This is a genomic window from Aliiruegeria haliotis, from assembly GCF_003003255.1.
Lineage (GTDB): Bacteria > Pseudomonadota > Alphaproteobacteria > Rhodobacterales > Rhodobacteraceae > Tropicimonas > Tropicimonas haliotis.
Window position 1 is genome coordinate 105,857 of record NZ_PVTD01000010.1, and the last position, 17,723, is coordinate 123,579.

At 65.3% G+C, this 17,723-nt stretch carries 9 protein-coding genes; 6 read left to right on the forward strand and 3 right to left on the reverse strand.

Annotation, left to right across the window (positions count from 1 at the left end):
* The first annotated feature begins 68 nt into the window (after nt 1-68).
* Both recQ and yaaA read left to right on the forward strand, forming a co-directional pair.
* Entirely contained in the window at nt 69-2,123 is a 2,055-nt protein-coding gene (gene recQ, locus CLV78_RS19165; RefSeq protein WP_106207050.1) for a DNA helicase RecQ, read from the forward strand.
* Nucleotides 2,124-2,146: 23 nt separating this feature from the next.
* Nucleotides 2,147-2,926 carry a peroxide stress protein YaaA gene (gene yaaA, locus CLV78_RS19170; RefSeq protein ID WP_106207052.1) on the forward strand — a complete coding sequence of 260 codons (780 nt, stop codon included), beginning with the start codon at nt 2,147-2,149 and terminating at the stop codon, nt 2,924-2,926.
* A gap of 319 nt (nt 2,927-3,245) precedes the next feature.
* On the opposite strand, the gene CLV78_RS19175 is transcribed toward yaaA, so the two are convergent.
* Nucleotides 3,246-5,783 carry a response regulator gene (locus tag CLV78_RS19175; protein ID WP_158263607.1) on the reverse strand — a complete coding sequence of 846 codons (2,538 nt, stop codon included), beginning with the start codon at nt 5,781-5,783 and terminating at the stop codon, nt 3,246-3,248.
* A 172-nt stretch (nt 5,784-5,955) separates the two neighbouring features.
* Between CLV78_RS19175 and CLV78_RS19180 the strand changes: the two genes are divergently transcribed.
* Both CLV78_RS19180 and pbpC read left to right on the forward strand, forming a co-directional pair.
* A complete protein-coding gene (locus CLV78_RS19180) occupies nt 5,956-11,406 on the forward strand; it encodes an alpha-2-macroglobulin family protein (protein WP_106207056.1) in 5,451 nt (1,816 codons plus the stop codon).
* Nucleotides 11,403-13,439, forward strand: coding sequence for a penicillin-binding protein 1C (pbpC, locus tag CLV78_RS19185; protein WP_106207058.1), 2,037 nt, complete (start codon nt 11,403-11,405; stop codon nt 13,437-13,439). Before CLV78_RS19180 ends, pbpC begins: the two co-directional genes overlap by 4 nt.
* A 66-nt stretch (nt 13,440-13,505) precedes the next feature.
* Here the strand turns inward: pbpC and CLV78_RS19190 are convergent, their stop codons facing one another.
* On the reverse strand, nt 13,506-14,681 hold the full coding sequence (locus tag CLV78_RS19190; protein ID WP_106207060.1) for an acetyl-CoA C-acyltransferase family protein: 1,176 nt from the start codon (nt 14,679-14,681) through the stop codon (nt 13,506-13,508).
* Nucleotides 14,682-14,765: 84 nt separating this feature from the next.
* The gene (locus CLV78_RS19195; protein ID WP_106207062.1) at nt 14,766-15,194 is read right to left on the reverse strand and encodes a MarR family winged helix-turn-helix transcriptional regulator; all 429 of its coding nucleotides are present in this window, start codon (nt 15,192-15,194) and stop codon (nt 14,766-14,768) included.
* Nucleotides 15,195-15,319: 125 nt separating this feature from the next.
* Here CLV78_RS19195 and CLV78_RS19200 point away from each other — a divergent pair, with 125 nt between their 5' ends.
* Nucleotides 15,320-16,513 (forward strand): glycine C-acetyltransferase, encoded by a 1,194-nt coding sequence (locus CLV78_RS19200; RefSeq protein WP_106207064.1) that lies wholly within the window; start codon nt 15,320-15,322, stop codon nt 16,511-16,513.
* A complete protein-coding gene (gene tdh / locus CLV78_RS19205; RefSeq protein ID WP_106207066.1) occupies nt 16,510-17,547 on the forward strand; it encodes an L-threonine 3-dehydrogenase in 1,038 nt (345 codons plus the stop codon). The genes CLV78_RS19200 and tdh overlap by 4 nt, the downstream gene beginning before the upstream one ends.
* The last annotated feature ends 176 nt before the right edge of the window (nt 17,548-17,723 follow it).

A 17,723-nucleotide genomic window follows, 5' to 3' on the forward strand; every position in this document is an offset into this window, starting at 1 on the left:
CACCGATTCCCGCTGTGGGATGCTGCAGGTAACAACGAGCAGCTGAAACAACACCAACAGGTCCGGCAATGGCCGCCCCCAACCCTTCCGACCTCCTGTCGCAAGTCTTTGGCTTTGACGACTTTCGCCCCGGACAGGCGGAGATCGTGGACGCCGTCACGGCAGGGCAAAACACCCTCGCTATCATGCCCACGGGTGGCGGGAAGTCGCTGTGTTTCCAGCTTCCGGCGCTTTGCCGGGAAGGTTTGACCGTGGTGATCTCGCCGCTCATCGCGCTGATGCGTGATCAGGTCCGGGGATTGCGGGAAGCAGGGGTTGCGGCGGGCGCGCTGACATCGGGAAATACGACCGAGGAAACAGACGCCGTGTTCGACGCGCTGTCGAATGGCGGGTTGAAACTGCTCTACATGGCGCCCGAGCGACTGGCCTCCGGCGCGGCCGTCAACATGCTGCGCAGGGCGGGCGTGTCCCTCATCGCCGTGGACGAGGCACATTGCGTCTCGCAATGGGGTCACGATTTCCGCCCCGACTACCTGCGCATCGGGGAGTTGCGCCACGCGCTGAACGTGCCGCTTGCCGCCTTCACCGCCACTGCCGACGAAGAAACGCGGGCGGAGATCGTCACGCGCCTGTTTGACGGAACGCCGCCGCGGATTTTCCTGCACGGGTTCGATCGGCCAAACCTGCACCTCGCCTTCGAGGCCAAGAACTCGCCGCGAAACCAGATCCTGAACTTTGCCGCCGCACGCAAGGGCCGCTCCGGCATTGTCTATTGCGGAACCCGTGCGAAAACCGAGTCGCTGGCCCAGGCGCTGCGCCAGGCCGGGCACCTCGCGTGCCACTACCACGGTGGCATGGAGGCCGAAGAACGTCGGGATGTGGAGCATCGCTTCCAAACCGAGGACGGCCTCATTGTCGTTGCCACCGTCGCGTTTGGAATGGGCGTCGACAAACCGGATATCCGCTGGGTTGCCCATGCGGACCTGCCCAAATCCATCGAGGCCTACTACCAGGAAATTGGCCGCGCCGGGCGTGATGGTGCGCCGGCCGAAACGCTGACCCTGTTCGGCGCCGACGATATCCGCCTGCGCCGAGCCCAGATCGACGAAGGCCTTGCGCCGCCGGACCGTAAGGCTGCGGATCATGGTCGGCTCAACGCCCTGCTTGGCCTCGCCGAGGCGCTCGCATGCCGGCGGCAGGATTTGCTGAAGTACTTCGGCGAAGACGCGGAACCCTGCGGCCATTGTGACCTGTGCGACAACCCGCCGGATGTCTTCGACGCCACGACCGCCGTGCGAAAGGCGCTGTCCGCAATCCTGCGGACAGGCGAGTATTTCGGCACCGGGCACCTGACCGACATCCTGCTTGGAAACGACACCGACAAGATCCGCCAGCGCAATCATGACACCTTGCCGACGTATGGTGTCGGAAAGGAATACGACAAGCGTCAATGGCAGGCCGTCTTTCGCCAGATGATGGGTCACGACCTTGTCAGGCCCGATCCGGAACGACATGGCGCACTGCGAATGACCGAGGCGGCGCGGCCCATCCTGCGTGGAGAAGCCTCCATCACGCTTCGCCGTGACAGTGTTGCGCGCGCCAAGGATCGGCCGACCGTCAAGGCGTTGGTGAATGAAGAAGATGCACCGTTGCTCTCTGCGCTCAAGGCGAAGCGCCGTGCACTGGCCGAAGCCGCCGGCGTGCCGGCCTATGTCGTATTCACGGATCGCACCTTGATCGAAATGGCAGAAACCCGCCCCGAGGATCTCGACGAGATGGCCCGTATCGGCGGTGTCGGCGCCACCAAGCTGGAACGATACGGCGCGACTTTCCTTGAGGTTATCACCGGCGCCGGCCCCGCGACCATGCACCCGGCGCGCCGTGCGCTGGCCGGAAGGGCGGGCGGCGCATTGTTTGATCGGTTGCAGGCGATCCAGGTCGACCTTGCCCGTGGACCCGACGGAATCGAGCGATATCTGAGTTGCGCACACGCCACCTTGCGCCATATTGCCGAGCGTCGCCCGGCCTCGCTTGAGGACATGGCCCGGATTCCGGGCATGGGGGCGCAAAAGGTGGAACGGTTCGGCCCGGCCTTTCTTGACGTGCTCGCGGAAGCGTCCTGACGGCCTAAGGGAAGGGAAAACACATGCTCGTCGTCATTTCGCCCGCCAAGCGTCTCGACTGGTCGGAGACCGGGGACCTTCCCACCACGCAACCCGATTTGCTGGAGGAAGCGAACCGGCTCGCGGTTACCGCGCGGCGGCTCTCTGGACCGAAGTTGCAGGCCCTCATGGGGATCAGTGCCGACCTCGCCAAGCTCAACCGTCAGCGGTTTGCCGCCTTCGCCGAAACGCCCGATCCGCCAGTGACCCGCCCCGCCGCATTTGCCTTTGCCGGCGATACCTATGCCGGCCTGGAGGCAAGAACGCTCGATGCCGAGGAACTGGCGTATGCGCAGCGTCACCTCCGGATACTCTCCGGTCTCTACGGCGTGCTGCGACCACTTGACGATATTCAGGCCTATCGTCTGGAAATGGGGAGTCGACTGAAGACACGGCGTGGCGCAACGCTCTACGACTTCTGGGGCGACCGCCTGTCGAAGTCCTTGAACGAGACCGCTGAAGAGGTTGGCACCCGGACGCTCGTCAACTGTGCAAGCCAGGAGTATTTCGGGGCCGTGGATCAGCGAGCGCTCAAGCTCCGCGTGATCACCCCCACCTTCCTTGAGGACCGTCCCGGCGGACCGAAGATCGTCAGTTTCTGGGCGAAAAAGGCGCGGGGTGCCATGGCGCGGTTCGTGGTTCAGAATCGGGTGAGCGACCCGGACGGCCTGCGGGATTTCACAGCCGGTGGCTATGCCTGGGATGCAAGCCGTTCGGAGCCGGACCGGCCTGTGTTCCTGCGCAGCGAGGCTGCGGCGGCCTGAGCCACCGCCCGGGCTGCGGTTCAGGCGATTTCGGGCTCACCGACTGCTGCAATCATCGAGTGGTGACGGATTCGCAACCAGCGCCGGGCAAGCGGCACTGTGGGGTGTTCACCGCGAAACGGATGCAAGCTCGTTTCGAACTGATCCGTCCCGCTGCCGCGCCTCGTACTGGCCGACCGGGCTGGCTTTTCTCCGGTCGTGGGCGGGCCACTCGATGGGCTGCAGACCACGTCTATTGTGCCGCTCTCCGGGTTCGTTCGCCAGATGCGCTTGCGGCCATCCGGGCTCTTCGCAGGCCATCACTGCAGTTCCGAAGCTGTCATTCAACGGCAGACGCAATCCCTATTACGGGTGGCCTGCAATCCCTTGGACAATGGGTCAGGATCATATCCAGAATGTCCTCCTTGCGGAGTGGCTTTGACAGGTAGAGGTCAAGTCCCGCTGCGAGGATCTCCTCCTTGTCCCCCGACATCGCGTGGGCTGTCATCGCGACGATCGGAACGCGACCTCCCCGGACGTTCTGTGCACGGATGGCGGCGGTCGCCTGCTTGCCATCCATTTCCGGCATGGAAATATCCATGAATATCAGGTCCGGTTGGAAGCTGCGGTAGGTTTCCACTGCCTCGCGCCCGTTCGAAACGAACAAAAGTTCAATATCCAATGCCTTGACGATTTTGCCGAACACGAACTGGTTGGTCCGGTTGTCTTCCGCGGCCAGCACTCGCATCTGGCGTGGGACCGGTAGTGCACCTGAAGCACGTACCGAGGGCGCAGCATCATCCGGGCCTGACGCCAATAGAGGAACAGGGTGTGCTCGGCGCGAGGCGAACGACAGAATCCCGCCGGGGGCTTGCACCTGTGGAGCATTCTGTTCTCCAGAGCGGTCGCCCACCTTGGCGGCTGGCGCGCTCTCCGGCGTGTGCGGTATCACCGCCGGCTCCGGATGGATGGTGCTCTGTGGGCACGCCCCAGAGAGCCCGGGGATCGCCTGATCCGGCGACGTGTTGGTCGCGACCGGACGGGACCGGGCATTCTCCGGAGAGAGATCCGGCCCGGCGTCGGGCAGGGACGTCCGCTGCCGCATACCGGCCACGGCAGCCGCAGGATGCTCCCGCGCGAGATCGGCCAGGGTTCTGAGCAAATCGCTGCGAAGTATGGGACGGGCCAGGGTCGCGTCCACAAAGGTGCGGGCATCCGTGGCGGCCGCCTGCCTTGCATCGGCGCAGAGCAGGACCGTCGCGGACACCAGACCCTGGCTGCGCAGGTCATTCGCCAACTCCGTGCCGGTGATGTCCGGCAAGCTCTCGTCGATCAACAGGATTTGCGGCGACGGGTCTGCTGCGATCTCCCGAAGCGCATCATGTCCGTTCAGAACGCAGCGCACATCCAACCCGAGTTGGCGAAGCTGCTTGGACAGGATGTCCTTGTCCAGATCGCCACCGCCGACCATCATCGCGCGAACCTGCTTTGGCACGAGCTCCCGCAGGGACGGTCGCTCATTCTCCGCACAGGGAAGCGTTACGGAGAATCCGAAACAGGCACCCCGCCCCATTTCCGACTCAACCCAGATCTCCCCCCCCATGAGCTCGACGATTTCGCGGCTGATGGCCAAACCGAGGCCAGACCCCTCGAAACTGCGGTTCTTCCCTTGCTCGACCTGGGCGAACTTGTCGAAGATATGCTCCTGCACGTCGTTGGCGATGCCGATGCCCGTGTCCTCCACGTTCACGTGCACCTTCCAGTCGCTATCCTCCAATTCGAGCCCGGTGATGCGGATCAGCACATAGCCGTCGAACGTGAACTTCACAGCGTTGCCGATCAGGTTTGTCAGCACCTGCCGCAACCGGCCGGGGTCACCGACCAGTTTCGTCGGCAGAAACAGGTCGTAGTCCACATGCAGCTCCAGCCCCTTGTCGCGGACCATCGGCGCCACGAGGGTCAACACCTCGTGCAGCATCAGCTCCAAATCGAAAGGTTCCGGGCGCAACGCCATTTGCTCCGCTTCCAGCCTGGAGAAATCGAGCACGTCGTTGATGATCGCCAGCAACGCCTCGCCCGAGCTTCGGATCGTCTTCAGGTACAACCGCTGCTCCGGCTCCTGCGTCCCCTCCAGCAACAGGTCGGTCATCGCGACCACGCCGTTCATCGGGGTGCGCACTTCGTGGCTCATGTTGGCGAGGAACGCCGATTTTGCGCGATTTGCGGCCTCGGCCCGATAACTGGCCTGACGCAACTCCTCCTCCCGGGCCATCATGTCGGAGATATCGACCGCAAGGCACACCATGTCGCCATCGCGGGAGCGGCGATCATGAAACCGGTAGTATTGACCGTTCCAGAGTTGCACTGTCATGTCCGGGATCGGCTCCTGATCCCAACGGTCAAGCATGCTGGCAATCCACGCACTCGGCGCTGCGTTACCAAGGTCGAAAATCCCCTCCTCCGCCGCAAGGCGCAGCACGTCGAGGTAGCCGGTGCCGGGTTGAATCAGGTCCGAGTAGTCGAACAGCGACAGCCAGGCGGTGTTGGCGGCAATCAGTTTCTCCTGCCGGTCAAAAACCGCGAACCCGTCGGTGATCGTTTCGACTGAATCCCACAACCTTCGCTCTACAATCTCCACTTGCCGTTCCGCGGCTGCCAGTTCCTGTCGCGTGCGGGCGTTGGTTGTCTTCAGTGTCTCCGCCTCGTGGCGGACCACGCGAACCTCCTCGCGTTGCTCCACGATCTGATCGGTGAGTTTCAAGGCATGTTGCGACAGCTTTCGGTTCGCCTCGAACAGCTCCCTGCTCTTGAGCTCCAGCAGGCGTTCGGCAGCGAGTCGCGCGCGGCGTTCAGCGGCAAGCTTGTCGGTTAGGTTCATCTCTATCGGCACTCCCCGCGGGGCGGGACAAGCTGGCGTCCCTTCGCGCTCAACATGCCGCCACTTGGTGAACAGACGTTTAACCAAGGTCCGCCAAAGACCGGGGAATCGTTGCGCTGAAGGGGGCCGGCATGGCACCTTGGAGGGGTCGATTGATTGACGGAGTATTTTGATGCGTCGTGTATTGTTCCGCTTGCTCGCCTTTGGTCTGCCCCTTGCCATCTCCCTTTCGGCAAGCGCCCAGCCGCAGGATGGCTCAGTCCCCGAACGCAGGCTCGTCGTGGAGCGCGACACGGATTTCTTCGGCGCCGATCTCAGGTCGATCTTCGACACCACCTACGAGGCCTGCAAAACCGCCTGCCTGACAGATCCGTCCTGCGGTGCCTTCACCTTCAATACCCGTTCCAACAGTTGTTTTCCGAAACAGGAGATGACCCGGCGCGAGCCCTACGAGGGTGCCCTTTCCGCGTTGGTTTTGCGTACACCGCCAGAAGTGATGCAGCGTGCGGCGATCCGCGCCGGGGAGTTGGATTTCCTGCGGCCGAGCGACCTCGAACAGGCCCGCAAGGAGGCCGAGGACCTGCCGCGCCGTCACCTTGCCGGTGGTTGGTCGCTGGAGGATTTGACGCGCGGTGGCACCGAGGCACGTTCCCGCGGCGATCACGCCGTGGCCCTGCGATGGATTGGTGCCGTGATTGTCCTTGCCGACACATCCGGCAGCTGGCTCGACTATGCGGATTCGGCGCTCCTTGCCGAAGGCGAGAACGGCAGCCAGACCCGTAACTTGCGCGCCCGCGCCCTGCCCGCCGCGATCAACGCCTACCTGCGTGCGGTCGACCCGCCGGCGCAGGCCCGGGCATTGACCCTGATGGCCCGCGCGCTGGAGGATGCCCGGCGCGGGCGCGACATGCTCTCCGCACTCCGGCTGGCCAATCAACTCGGACCGACGCCGGAGATCGCCGGCATGCTCTCCGACGCCATCGGCAAATACGGTTTCCGCATCACCGAGCATCGCGTCGACAGCGAGACCGCCGTGCCCCGGATCTGCGTGACCTTTTCCGAAAAACTCGCCGAGGGAATCGACTTCGAGCCCTATGTCCAGTTGCCCGGACAGAGCTTTGCGGTCGACGCCTCCGGTTCCGATCTCTGCATCGACGGGGTCGAACATGGGCGCCGCTATCAGGTGACCTTCCGGGCCGGCCTGCCCGCAGCCTCCGGCGAAGGGATGGTGAAGGACGTGCCGCTCGCGCTCTACGTGCGGGACCGCGCGCCCGCCGTGCGTTTCCCGGGTCGCGCCTACGTGTTGCCCAGAACACCGGACGCCGCGCTTCCGATCGTCACGGTAAACCTCTCCGAAGTGGACCTGACACTTTCCCGGATCTCGGATCGCAGCGTGGTCTCCATGATCCAGCAGGACCTGTTCGGACGCCCGCTTTCCCACTGGGAAGAACAACAGTTCAAGAACAGCACAGCCGAAGAAGTCTGGAGCGGCACCGGAAGCATGGAGCCGACGCTGAACCGCGACGTCACGACCCTGTTGCCGATGCAGGATGCAATCGCCGAACTGCCGGCCGGGCTCTATGCCCTGCAAGCGCGCATCCACGGTGCCGACCCTTATGACGTGCCCTCCGCGACCCAGTGGTTCGTCATCTCCGACATCGGGCTGGCGAGCATGAGCGGCGCCGATGGCCTGCATGTCTTTGCCCGCAGCCTGGGTTCTGCCGCGCCGTTGGAAGGGCTGGAAGTCGCGCTAATCTCCCGCTCCAACCGCGTCCTCGATACCGCGACAACCGATGCGCGGGGCTATGCCGCCTTCGCACCCGGGCTGACACTGGGACGGGGCGGGTCCGCACCTGCGTTGGTGACGGCGACAATGGGGGAGGACGACATGGGTTTCCTGGCCCTGACCGACCCGGCGTTCGACCTGTCCGACCGGGGTGTGGAAGGGCGGCCTGCCGCCGGCCCGGTCGATGTCTTCCTCGCGACAGACCGTGGCGCCTATCGAGCCGGCGAGGTCATCCACGCCACGGCCCTGGCGCGTGACGGGACCGCCACCGCAATTCCCGGGCTGCCGCTTACCGCTATCCTGACCCGGCCTGACGGCGTCGAGTATTCCCGCCATACCAGCGCGGATGACCGGGCCGGTGGCCACGTCTTTGCGATGCCCGTCGGCGGGTCCGTCCCGCGCGGCACATGGAAACTGGCTGTACATGCCGATCCGGACGCCCCGGCGCTGGCGACCCGTTCGCTGCTGGTGGAGGATTTCCTGCCCGAACGGATCGACGTGGACCTTGCCCTTGCCGACGCACCCATCCGCCTCGGCGACACGCCGACGCTCGATATCACGGCGCGATATCTCTTTGGTGCGCCGGGCGGCGACCTTCCCGTCGAGGGAGAGGTCCTGTTGCGCGCGGCGGAGGGGCTGGCGGATTGGCCCGGCTATCGTTTCGGCCGTCACGACGAGCCCTTCGATCCGCGGTTCGCGGCCATTGATACCAGCCGCACCGATGACAAAGGCCTGGCGCAAATCGACCTCGACCTGCCGGAGGTGCCCGATCCGGCCCGGCCACTTGAACTGCGCGTGACAACCCGCGTGTCCGAAGGCTCCGGGCGTCCGGTCGAACGCCGACTGACCCGTGCCATGGCCCCCTCGGACCCGCTCATCGGGATCAGGCCGATGTTCGACGGCGTGGTTCCGGAAGGTACGGAAGCCAGCTTCCAGATTGCGGGGATAGGCCCCGAGGGCGCCGCCACCCCGATGCGGGTGAAGTGGACGATGAACCGTGTGGAGACGCGCTACCAGTGGTATTCCAACTACGGCAGTTGGGACTGGGAGCCGGTCACCCGGCGCGAGCGCATTGCGACCGGCGAGCTTTCCCTCGGCACGGGCCCGAGCCCGCTCTCCGCTCCGGTGGACTGGGGTCAGTATGAACTGGTTGTAGAGCGGATCGACGGCCCATACGCCGCCAGCTCAACCGACTTCTACGCCGGATGGTACGCTCCTGCCGACGCCTCCGCTTCCCCCGACTTGCTGGAAGTTTCACTGGACAAGGTGGCCTATCGCCCGGGCGAGACGGCACAACTCCGCATTGTCCCGCGTGAGGCAGGCAAGGCACTCGTGACCGTTGCCTCCAACAGGTTGATCGACATGCAGGCACTGGAACTGCCGGAAGGGGAAACTATCGTGTCCCTGCCTGTCACGGACGCCTGGGGCGCGGGAGCCTATGTCACGGCCACGTTGATCCAGCCGATGGACGCGGACCGGGGACGCAACCCGACCCGTTCCCTTGGGCTTGTCCATGCGCAGGTCGATCCGGGCCCGGCAAAACTCTTGGCACATTTTGACGTCCCCGATGCCGCGGCCCCGCGCGCAGCCCTCGATGTGGTGCTCAGGGTCGAAGGCGTCGCACCGGGTGAGACAGCCTTCGCCACAATCGCCGCAGTCGATCAGGGGATCCTGAACCTGACCGGTTTCGAGCCACCGGACGCCTCCCGGCATTTCTTCGGCCAGCGACGCCTCGGCATGGAGTTGCGCGACATCTACGGTCGGCTGATCGATGGCCAGACCGGAGCACGGGGCGAGATCCGGTCCGGCGGCGACGCTGCCTCCGAGATGCGGATGGAAAGCCCGCCGCCGACCGAGGAACTGGTGGCCTTCTTCTCCGGTCCGTTGACGATCGGTGAGGACGGCATAGCGCGTACATCCTTCGACCTGCCCGCGTTCAACGGGCAGGTGAAGCTGATGGCCGTGGTATGGTCGGCCGACGCAGTTGGAGAAGCCTCCACTGACGTGCTCGTACGCGATCCGGTGGTGCTCTCCGCGTCAGTTCCGCGCTTTCTTACGCCCGGCGATACCTCTCGCCTGCGGCTGGAAATGGTCCACGCGACCGGCCCTGCGGGCGACATGGCAGTCTCCGCCAGTGGAAGTGGTCTCACGTTGAACACGGCGGCCCTGGCCGATGCGATCCCGCTCACCGAACAGGGAAAGGCCACGCTCTCCCTGCCCCTGCGAGCCGACACGCCCGGGCTCGCACAGATCGATATCTCCGTGACCACGCCGGATGGCAGGGCCCTGACCAAGACCCTGAAGATCCCGGTACAGGTGAACGACCCGGAGATTTCCACCACTGCCCGTTTCACGCTGGCCGCGGGTGACAGCTTTACCCTGTCGCGCGATGTCTTTGCCGGGCTTCGGCCCGGGACGGGCACCGCAACGCTCGCCCTCGGGCTGCTTGGCACGCTCGACGGGCCCGGCCTGCTTACCGCGCTCGACCGCTATCCCTATGGCTGCACGGAACAGGTGACCTCACAGGCGCTGCCGTTGCTCTACCATGATCAGGTCGCTTCCGTGATTGGGCTCGACAGTGCCGATCGGATCGCCGAGCGGATTGACGGCGCTATCGACAAGGTCCTGTCGCGGCAGAAACCCGGGGGTGGTTTTGGCCTCTGGGGCGCGCATGGCGGCGACTTCTGGCTCGACGCCTATGTGACGGACTTCCTGTCGCGCGCCCGCGCGCAGGGCCATACCGTCCCGCAGCAAGCCTTTGCACAGGCAATGGACAACCTGCGGAATCAACTCAACTACGCCGCGGATTTCGATGAAGGCGGAGAGGACGTCGCCTATGCGCTGATGGTGCTCGCCCGCGAAGGTGCCGCGCCAATGGGCGACCTGCGCTACTATGCCGACGTGAAAGGCGACGCCTTCGCCACACCAATGGCCGCAGCCCAGATCGGTTCCGCACTGGCCATGTATGGCGACCAGCGCCGCGCTGACGCCATGTTCTCCCGCGCCGCCCGGAAGCTCCTGAACCGGCTTGGGGATGAGACCGAACAGGTCTGGCGGGCCGACTACGGCACCAACCTGCGCGACAGCGCCGCCGTCCTCGCACTCGCCGCCCAGGCGGGCAGCGACGTGGTCGACCGCGCCACGCTGGTGGAACGTGTCGCCTCCCCCACCCGTGACCGCTCCACGCAGGAAGCAACCTGGACCCTGCTCGCCGCCCATGCGTTGACCGAAACGCCGGACGGCTCGGGCTTCCTCGTTGACGGCCAGCCGGCCACCGGCCCATTGGTCCGCGTGCTGGAGGACGATACCGCCGCCCGGGCGATCACCGTGACCAACGACACCGGGCGCGACGCCCCGTTGACGCTCACCACCTTCGGCGTGCCCACCATTCCGCCGGACCGCCAATCCTACGGCTACGCGCTGGAGCGGCGCTACTTCACGATGGAGGGCGAGAATGCCGATCCGAGCGCCGTGCCGCAGGGAACGCGCCTTGTGACGGTCCTCTCCGTCACGCCGTTCGCCTACAGCGAGGCGCGGCTGATGATCGACGACCCGCTCCCGGCGGGGTTCGAGATCGACAATCCAAGCCTGCTGCGCAGCGGTGACATCAAGGCACTCGACTGGCTCAAGACGACCGAGACGCAGACTGCGGAGTTTCGTCAGGACCGTTTCCTCGCCGCTGTCGACTGGCGCTCGAAGGAGAGCTTCAACGTCGCCTACATCGTTCGCGCCGTGTCACCGGGCAGCTATCACCACCCGGCGGCCTCTGTCGCGGACATGTACCGGCCCCAGTTCCGCGCCAGCACGGACTCCGGCCGCGTGAGCGTCTTCGAGTGAGCCGCTACGGGCTCTTTCTTGTCGCGGCCCTGCTGTTTGCAGGGGCCGCCAGCCGCGATGCCTTCGACCGGTGGGTCGCGGCGACGGTCCTGCCGGTCCTGATCACCGAGACCTCGGTGGAGGTGCTGGACCGGGAAGGCCGCCTGTTGCGGGCCTTCACCGTCGCCGACGGCCGCTGGCGGCTGGCAACGCGGGAGGGCGGCGTCGACCCGCTGCTCCCCCAGATGTTGATTGCCTACGAAGACAAGCGGTTCCATCGCCACAACGGCGTCGACTGGATCGCGATGGCGCGTGCCGCCGGCCTCGCCCTGCGATATGGCCGTGTGGTCTCGGGCGGCTCCACGCTCACCATGCAGGTCGCCCGTCTCCTGGAGGACAGTGGAACCGGCCAGATGGCTGGCAAGATCCGGCAGATGCGCGTGGCCCTTGCGCTGGAACGGCAGGTCTCCAAGGCAAAGATCCTGTCCCTCTACTTCGACAATGCGCCCTATGGCGGCAACCTCGAAGGGGTTCGCGCGGCGACGCTGGCCTATTTCGGCAAGGAACCGCGCCGCCTGACGCCTGCGGAGGCCGCCCTGCTGGTTGCATTGCCGCAAGCGCCCAGTTCCCGCCGCCCCGACCGACATGCCGAGGCGGCGACCATCGCCCGGGATCGCGTGCTCGACCGTATGGTCGGCGCAGGGGTTCTGACCGATGACAAGGCCAACGCGGCCCGTTTGCGCCCCGTCTCGCCGGATCGGCGCCCGTTTCCGGCCTTCGCCCCGCACCTTGCCGAGCGGCTCCAGCAGGACAATCCGCTGCGCAACGTCCACCTGACCAGCATCGACCGCGACCTTCAAGCTGGTCTGGAACGGTTGGCCAGAGAGGCCGTGTCGGATGCCGGAGACCGCCTGTCCGCGGCGATCATGGTGGCCGACCACCGGACCGGCGAGGTGCTCGCCACCGTTGGCTCCGCCGGCTACCTCTCGGAGATCCGTGGCGGCTGGGTGGACATGACCCGCGCCTTGCGCTCTCCCGGATCGACCCTCAAGCCGCTTGTCTACGGACTGGCTTTCGATGCCGGCCTCGCCCATCCCGAGACGCTGGTAGACGACCGCCCGAGCCTCTTCGGCGACTACGCTCCCACGAATTTTGACGGCGCCTTCCGCGGTACGCTTCAGGTTCGCCGAGCCTTGCAGCTCTCGCTCAACATCCCGGTCGTTGCGCTGACCGACGCGCTCGGTCCCGCGCGCCTGCTCAGCGGTCTGCGTCGCGCGGGCACCACTCCCACCCTCCCCGGAGGTGTGCCGGGTCTTGCGGTCGCATTGGGCGGTGTCGGCATGTCGCTGGAGGATCTGATGCGCCTTTATGGCGGGATTGCTCGCGGGGGCATGGCCATGCCGCTCTCCTACGGCGAGCCGGCCGCGGCCTCGCAAAAGCGCATCCTTTCGCCAGAAGCAGCATGGCAAGTCGGGCATATCCTCGCCGGAATTGCTCCGCCACCACACGCAGCCCGGCTACGGCTGGCCTACAAGACCGGCACAAGCTACGGCCACCGCGATGCCTGGGCGCTTGGCTACGACGGCCGCCACGTTGCCGGTGTCTGGATCGGCCGCCCTGACGGCACAGCCGTCCCCGGCGCGTTCGGTGGCGATCTCGCTGCCCCGATCCTTTTCCGGTCCTTCGCCTATCTCAAACCCGAGGAGGACCAGCTTCCACCACCACCGGATGGCGTCCTTCTGCTGGCGACGTCCGAACTCCCGCAGCCGCTCCAGCGCTTCCGGTCCCGTACCGCCGCCTTCGAAACCGCCCCGGACGCCCCACGGCTGGCCTTTCCACCCGATGGCGCACAGGTCGAGGCGCCCGATGGCCTCACTCTCAAGGTTCATGGCGGCGTGCCGCCTTTCACTTGGCTTATCGACGGCGCGCCCGCCGTGTTGCGGACACGAACCCGCGAAGCGTGGGTCGAGACGCCGGGTCCCGGCTATCACGCACTGTCGGTGATCGACGCACGAGGGCAGTCGGCCCGGGCCCATGTCCGGTTGATCAACTAACTCCGGCCAGATGCCCGCGACCCGGGCCACGCCCTAAAGTTAGGCAGCCCGGTCCAGCGGTGTGTGTCAGATACGCTCGATGGCAAGCGCAATACCTTGTCCGCCGCCGATACACATTGTGATCAGGGCCCGTTTCCCGCCGATCCGTTCCAGCTCATGCAGCGCCTTCACGGTGATGAGTGCGCCCGTAGCACCGACCGGATGGCCAAGCGCCACTGCACCGCCATTGGGGTTCACCTTCGCCGGATCGAGTCCCAGCGCCCGGTTCACCGCGATGGCCTGCGCCGCGAACGCCTCGTTCGACTCGATGACGTCGAAATCTCCCACCGACAGCCCCGTGCGGGCACAAAGCGCCTCGACGGCCGGAACCGGTCCGATTCCCATCACCTCCGGTCGAACGCCGGAATGCGCGTATCCAAGTAGCCGCGCACGCGGCGTCAGGCCGGCCGCGTCCGCTGCGTCGGCCCTGCCCAGCACAAGAGCCGCCGCGCCGTCGTTGATGCCGCTGGCGTTGCCTGCCGTCACGGTGCCGTCCCGCTGGAAGGCGGGACGCAAGCCGGCGAGTTTCTCCAACGACGTCGCCTTGGGATGCTCGTCGGTGTCGAACTGCACCACCCGGCGCTTCACCTTCACCTCGACAGGCACGATCTGGCTCTTGAAGCGCCCCTCCGCGATTGCGCGCGCGGCGCGTTCCTGGCTCTCCACGGCGAAGGCGTCCTGGTCTTCCCGGCTCACTCCGTGCTCTGCGGCGACATTCTCCGCCGTGACACCCATGTGACCGGTCCCGAACGGGCAAGTCAGCGCCCCGAGCATCATATCCTGGGCACCGGCATCGCCCATCTTCTGACCCCAGCGGGCGGAGGGCAAGATGTAGGGCGACCGGCTCATGCACTCCGCCCCGCCCGCAAGCGCAAAATCCGCATCGCCCAGTGCCAGCGCCTGCGCCGCCGACACAATCGCCTGCGCCCCGGAACCACAAAGCCGGTTCACGTTCATCGCCGGAACGGTGTCGGGAACGCCCGCCTGCATCGCCGCGACGCGGCTCAGGTACATGTCGCGCGGCTCGGTGTTGATGATATGGCCATAGACCACTGTGCCCACCTGCTCCGGCGCAACACCCGATCGCGCGAGGGCCTCCCTTGCCACGATGGCCCCGAGATCGATTGGTGCCGTGCCCGCCAGCGATCCGCCAAACGTGCCAACTGCGGTCCGCGCGCCGCCAAGAATCACGATGTCCTGCATGAATGCCTCCCTGTTTCCGTGCCAAGCCTACAGCAGCGACCGCCCTGCCACCGCAGAGACGTCACGTCGCATGTCCGTGGCCTCTCAGCCCATCGCGTCACCTAGAAGCGAGAGACCTGCGGAGAACGCCTCGGCCCGATCGCCCAGCCGCGCCAGAAGCTCTGACTGGTAGGCATCGGCCATCGCGGAAAGCTCGGTCATCATCGCCTCCCCGGACGGTGTAAGCGACAACCGAACCAGCCGTCCGTCTGTCGGGTGCTCTTCCTTGCGCACGTGCCCGGAAGCCTCCAGCCGACTTGCCGCCCGGCTGACGCGGCTCTTGTCCATATCGACCTGTTGGTGGATCTCCCGCACGCTGGAGGGGCCCGCATTGGCAAGATGTGCCACCACCCGCCACTCCTGCCGCCCGATTCCGAACCTTTCGTGATAGCGCGCCGAAAACTCCCTGCTCACCTGCCCGGCAAGGACGGCAAGACGGAACGGCAGGAAATCATCAAGATCGAAATCGTCCACGGCGCACGCTCCTTCAATCGCCCGTTCTACCTGCGTCCTCGCACAGAAATCGTCAACCCGCGTCGTATTGGGACTATGATCCTCGCCGTCGGCTTCCAATATGGAAGACAACGAGAGGAGCGCCCATGACCCCCGAATTCGCCCAGCACCTGGCCGACACCCTCGCAGAGATCGACGCGGCCGGATTGATGAAACACGAACGCCCCATCGCCTCCCCGCAAGGTGGACATGTGAATGTCGGTGGGCGGGAGATGCTCAACCTGTGCGCCAACAACTACCTCGGGCTTGCAGATCACCCGAAGCTCGTGGCCGCCGCAAAGGCCTCGCTCGACGATGACGGATACGGCATGGCATCGGTCCGCTTCATCTGCGGCACCAAGCCGATGCACCGCGAACTGGAGCAGGCCCTGGCGAGGTTCCTTGGCAAGGATGACGCGATCCTCTTTGCCGCCTGTTTCGACGCTAATGGCGGGCTTTTTGAACCGCTGCTCGGCCCGGAGGATGCCATCATCTCCGATGCACTCAACCACGCTTCCATCATCGACGGGGTGCGACTGTGCAAGGCGCGGCGCTACCGCTACGCAAATTCGGACATGGACGCCCTGGAAACGCAGCTGAGATCTGCCCGCGCCGACGGTGTGCGTCACATCATGATTGCCACCGATGGTGTTTTCTCTATGGATGGCTATCTCGCAAAGCTTCCGGAGATCACATCGCTCGCGGAGGCCTACGACGCACTCGTCATGGTCGACGACTGCCATGCGACCGGTTTCATGGGACCGCAAGGGCGCGGGATGCCACATCACCACGGCGTCTCCGACAAGGTCGATGTTGTGACGGGCACCTTGGGAAAGGCGCTCGGCGGGGCCATCGGCGGCTACATCGCCGGACCGCAGGCGGTGGTCGACCTGTTGCGGCAGCGCGCGCGTCCTTACCTTTTCTCCAACTCGCTTCCACCCTCGGTCGTTGCAGCCGGGCTGGAGGCACTGAAGATCGTCGAAAACGGCGATGCGTTGCGTTCCCGGCTGTTCGAGAATGCCGCCTACTGGCGCACGGGCCTGACCGATCTGGGCTTCGAGTTGCTTCCGGGCGAACACCCGATCATCCCCGTCATGCTCGGCGATGCACGGCTGTCTCAGGACATGGCGGCGCGCCTCTACGATCATGGCGTTTATGTCGCCGGGTTCTTCTTCCCGGTGGTCCCCAAGGGCACCGCCCGAATTCGCACCCAGATGAACGCCGCACTGACCCGCGCCGACCTGGATCGCGCGCTGGAAGCATTCGGCAAGGCAGGCCGAGAAACGGGGGTTCTGGCATGAGCAACACGATGAAGGCCCTGGTGAAGGCCGAGCCGGCCATCGGACTTGAGATGCAGCATATCCCGGTGCCGGAGATCGGCCCAGATGACGTGCTGATCCGGATCAACAAGACCGGGATCTGCGGCACCGATATCCATATCTGGAACTGGGACGAATGGGCCCAGCGCACGGTACCGGTGCCGCTCGTGACGGGTCACGAGTTCGCCGGAGAAATCGTGGAAATCGGCCGCCGCGTCGAGGATCTGCATGTTGGTCAACGCTGCTCGGGTGAAGGACACCTGATCGGCCATCACTCACGCCAGTCGCGTGCCGGCAAGTTTCACCTCGACCCGGAGACGAAGGGGGTCGGCGTCAACGTGCCCGGTGCCTTCGCCGAGTACCTCTGCCTGCCAGCCTTCAACGTGGTGCCGCTGCCCGATGACATCCCCGATGACATCGGCGCCATCCTCGACCCGCTCGGCAACGCGGTGCACACGGCACTGAGCTTCGACCTCGTCGGAGAAGACGTGCTGATCACCGGAGCCGGTCCCATTGGTATCATGGCCGCCGCCATCGCGCGGCACGTCGGTGCCCGACATGTCGCGATCACGGACATCAACCCCGCTCGGCTGGCCCTTGCGACCCAAGTCGCCGACGTGCGCCCCGTGAATGTGATGGAAGAGGACCTGAAGGATGTGATGGCCGCATTTGGCATGACGCAGGGCTTCGATATCGGGCTGGAGATGTCCGGAAATCAAACTGCGCTCGACCAGATGGTCGAGTCGCTCACCATGGGTGGCCGCATCGCGTTGCTCGGCATTCCGCCGGGCAAGTCTCCGGTTGACTGGTCGCGGATCGTCTTCAAGGCGATCACCATCAAGGGTGTGTATGGCAGGGAGATCTTCGAGACATGGTACAAGATGATTGCCATGCTCCAGAACGGGCTGGACGTGAGCAACGTGATCACCCACCGCTTCAACGTCGATGATTTTGTTCAGGGGTTTGAAACGATGCGCGGCGGCGCTTCGGGAAAAGTCGTCCTCGACTGGACGTGAGGCGGCAACGCCGTCCACCATCGCCCGAGCCGCGGCGCCTGATACCATGCTCCGATACCGTCTTGACCAGCTCACGAACATGCCTGCCAAATCGCATGGCGATCCCCACGGAAGGATGAGGCGAGCAATCCACCGCGCTGCGGAGCCGCAGGCACAGGAGACGCACGTTCAGAAAG

Coding starts and splice junctions, on each gene's coding strand:
- tdh (WP_106207066.1), top strand. CDS start 16,510: ATGAGCAACACGATGAAGGCCCTGGTGAAGGCCGAGCCGGCCATCGGA.
- yaaA (WP_106207052.1), top strand. CDS start 2,147: ATGCTCGTCGTCATTTCGCCCGCCAAGCGTCTCGACTGGTCGGAGACC.
- CLV78_RS19180 (WP_106207056.1), top strand. CDS start 5,956: ATGCGTCGTGTATTGTTCCGCTTGCTCGCCTTTGGTCTGCCCCTTGCC.
- CLV78_RS19190 (WP_106207060.1), bottom strand. CDS start 14,681: ATGCAGGACATCGTGATTCTTGGCGGCGCGCGGACCGCAGTTGGCACG.
- recQ (WP_106207050.1), top strand. CDS start 69: ATGGCCGCCCCCAACCCTTCCGACCTCCTGTCGCAAGTCTTTGGCTTT.
- CLV78_RS19175 (WP_158263607.1), bottom strand. CDS start 5,783: ATGAACCTAACCGACAAGCTTGCCGCTGAACGCCGCGCGCGACTCGCT.
- CLV78_RS19200 (WP_106207064.1), top strand. CDS start 15,320: ATGACCCCCGAATTCGCCCAGCACCTGGCCGACACCCTCGCAGAGATC.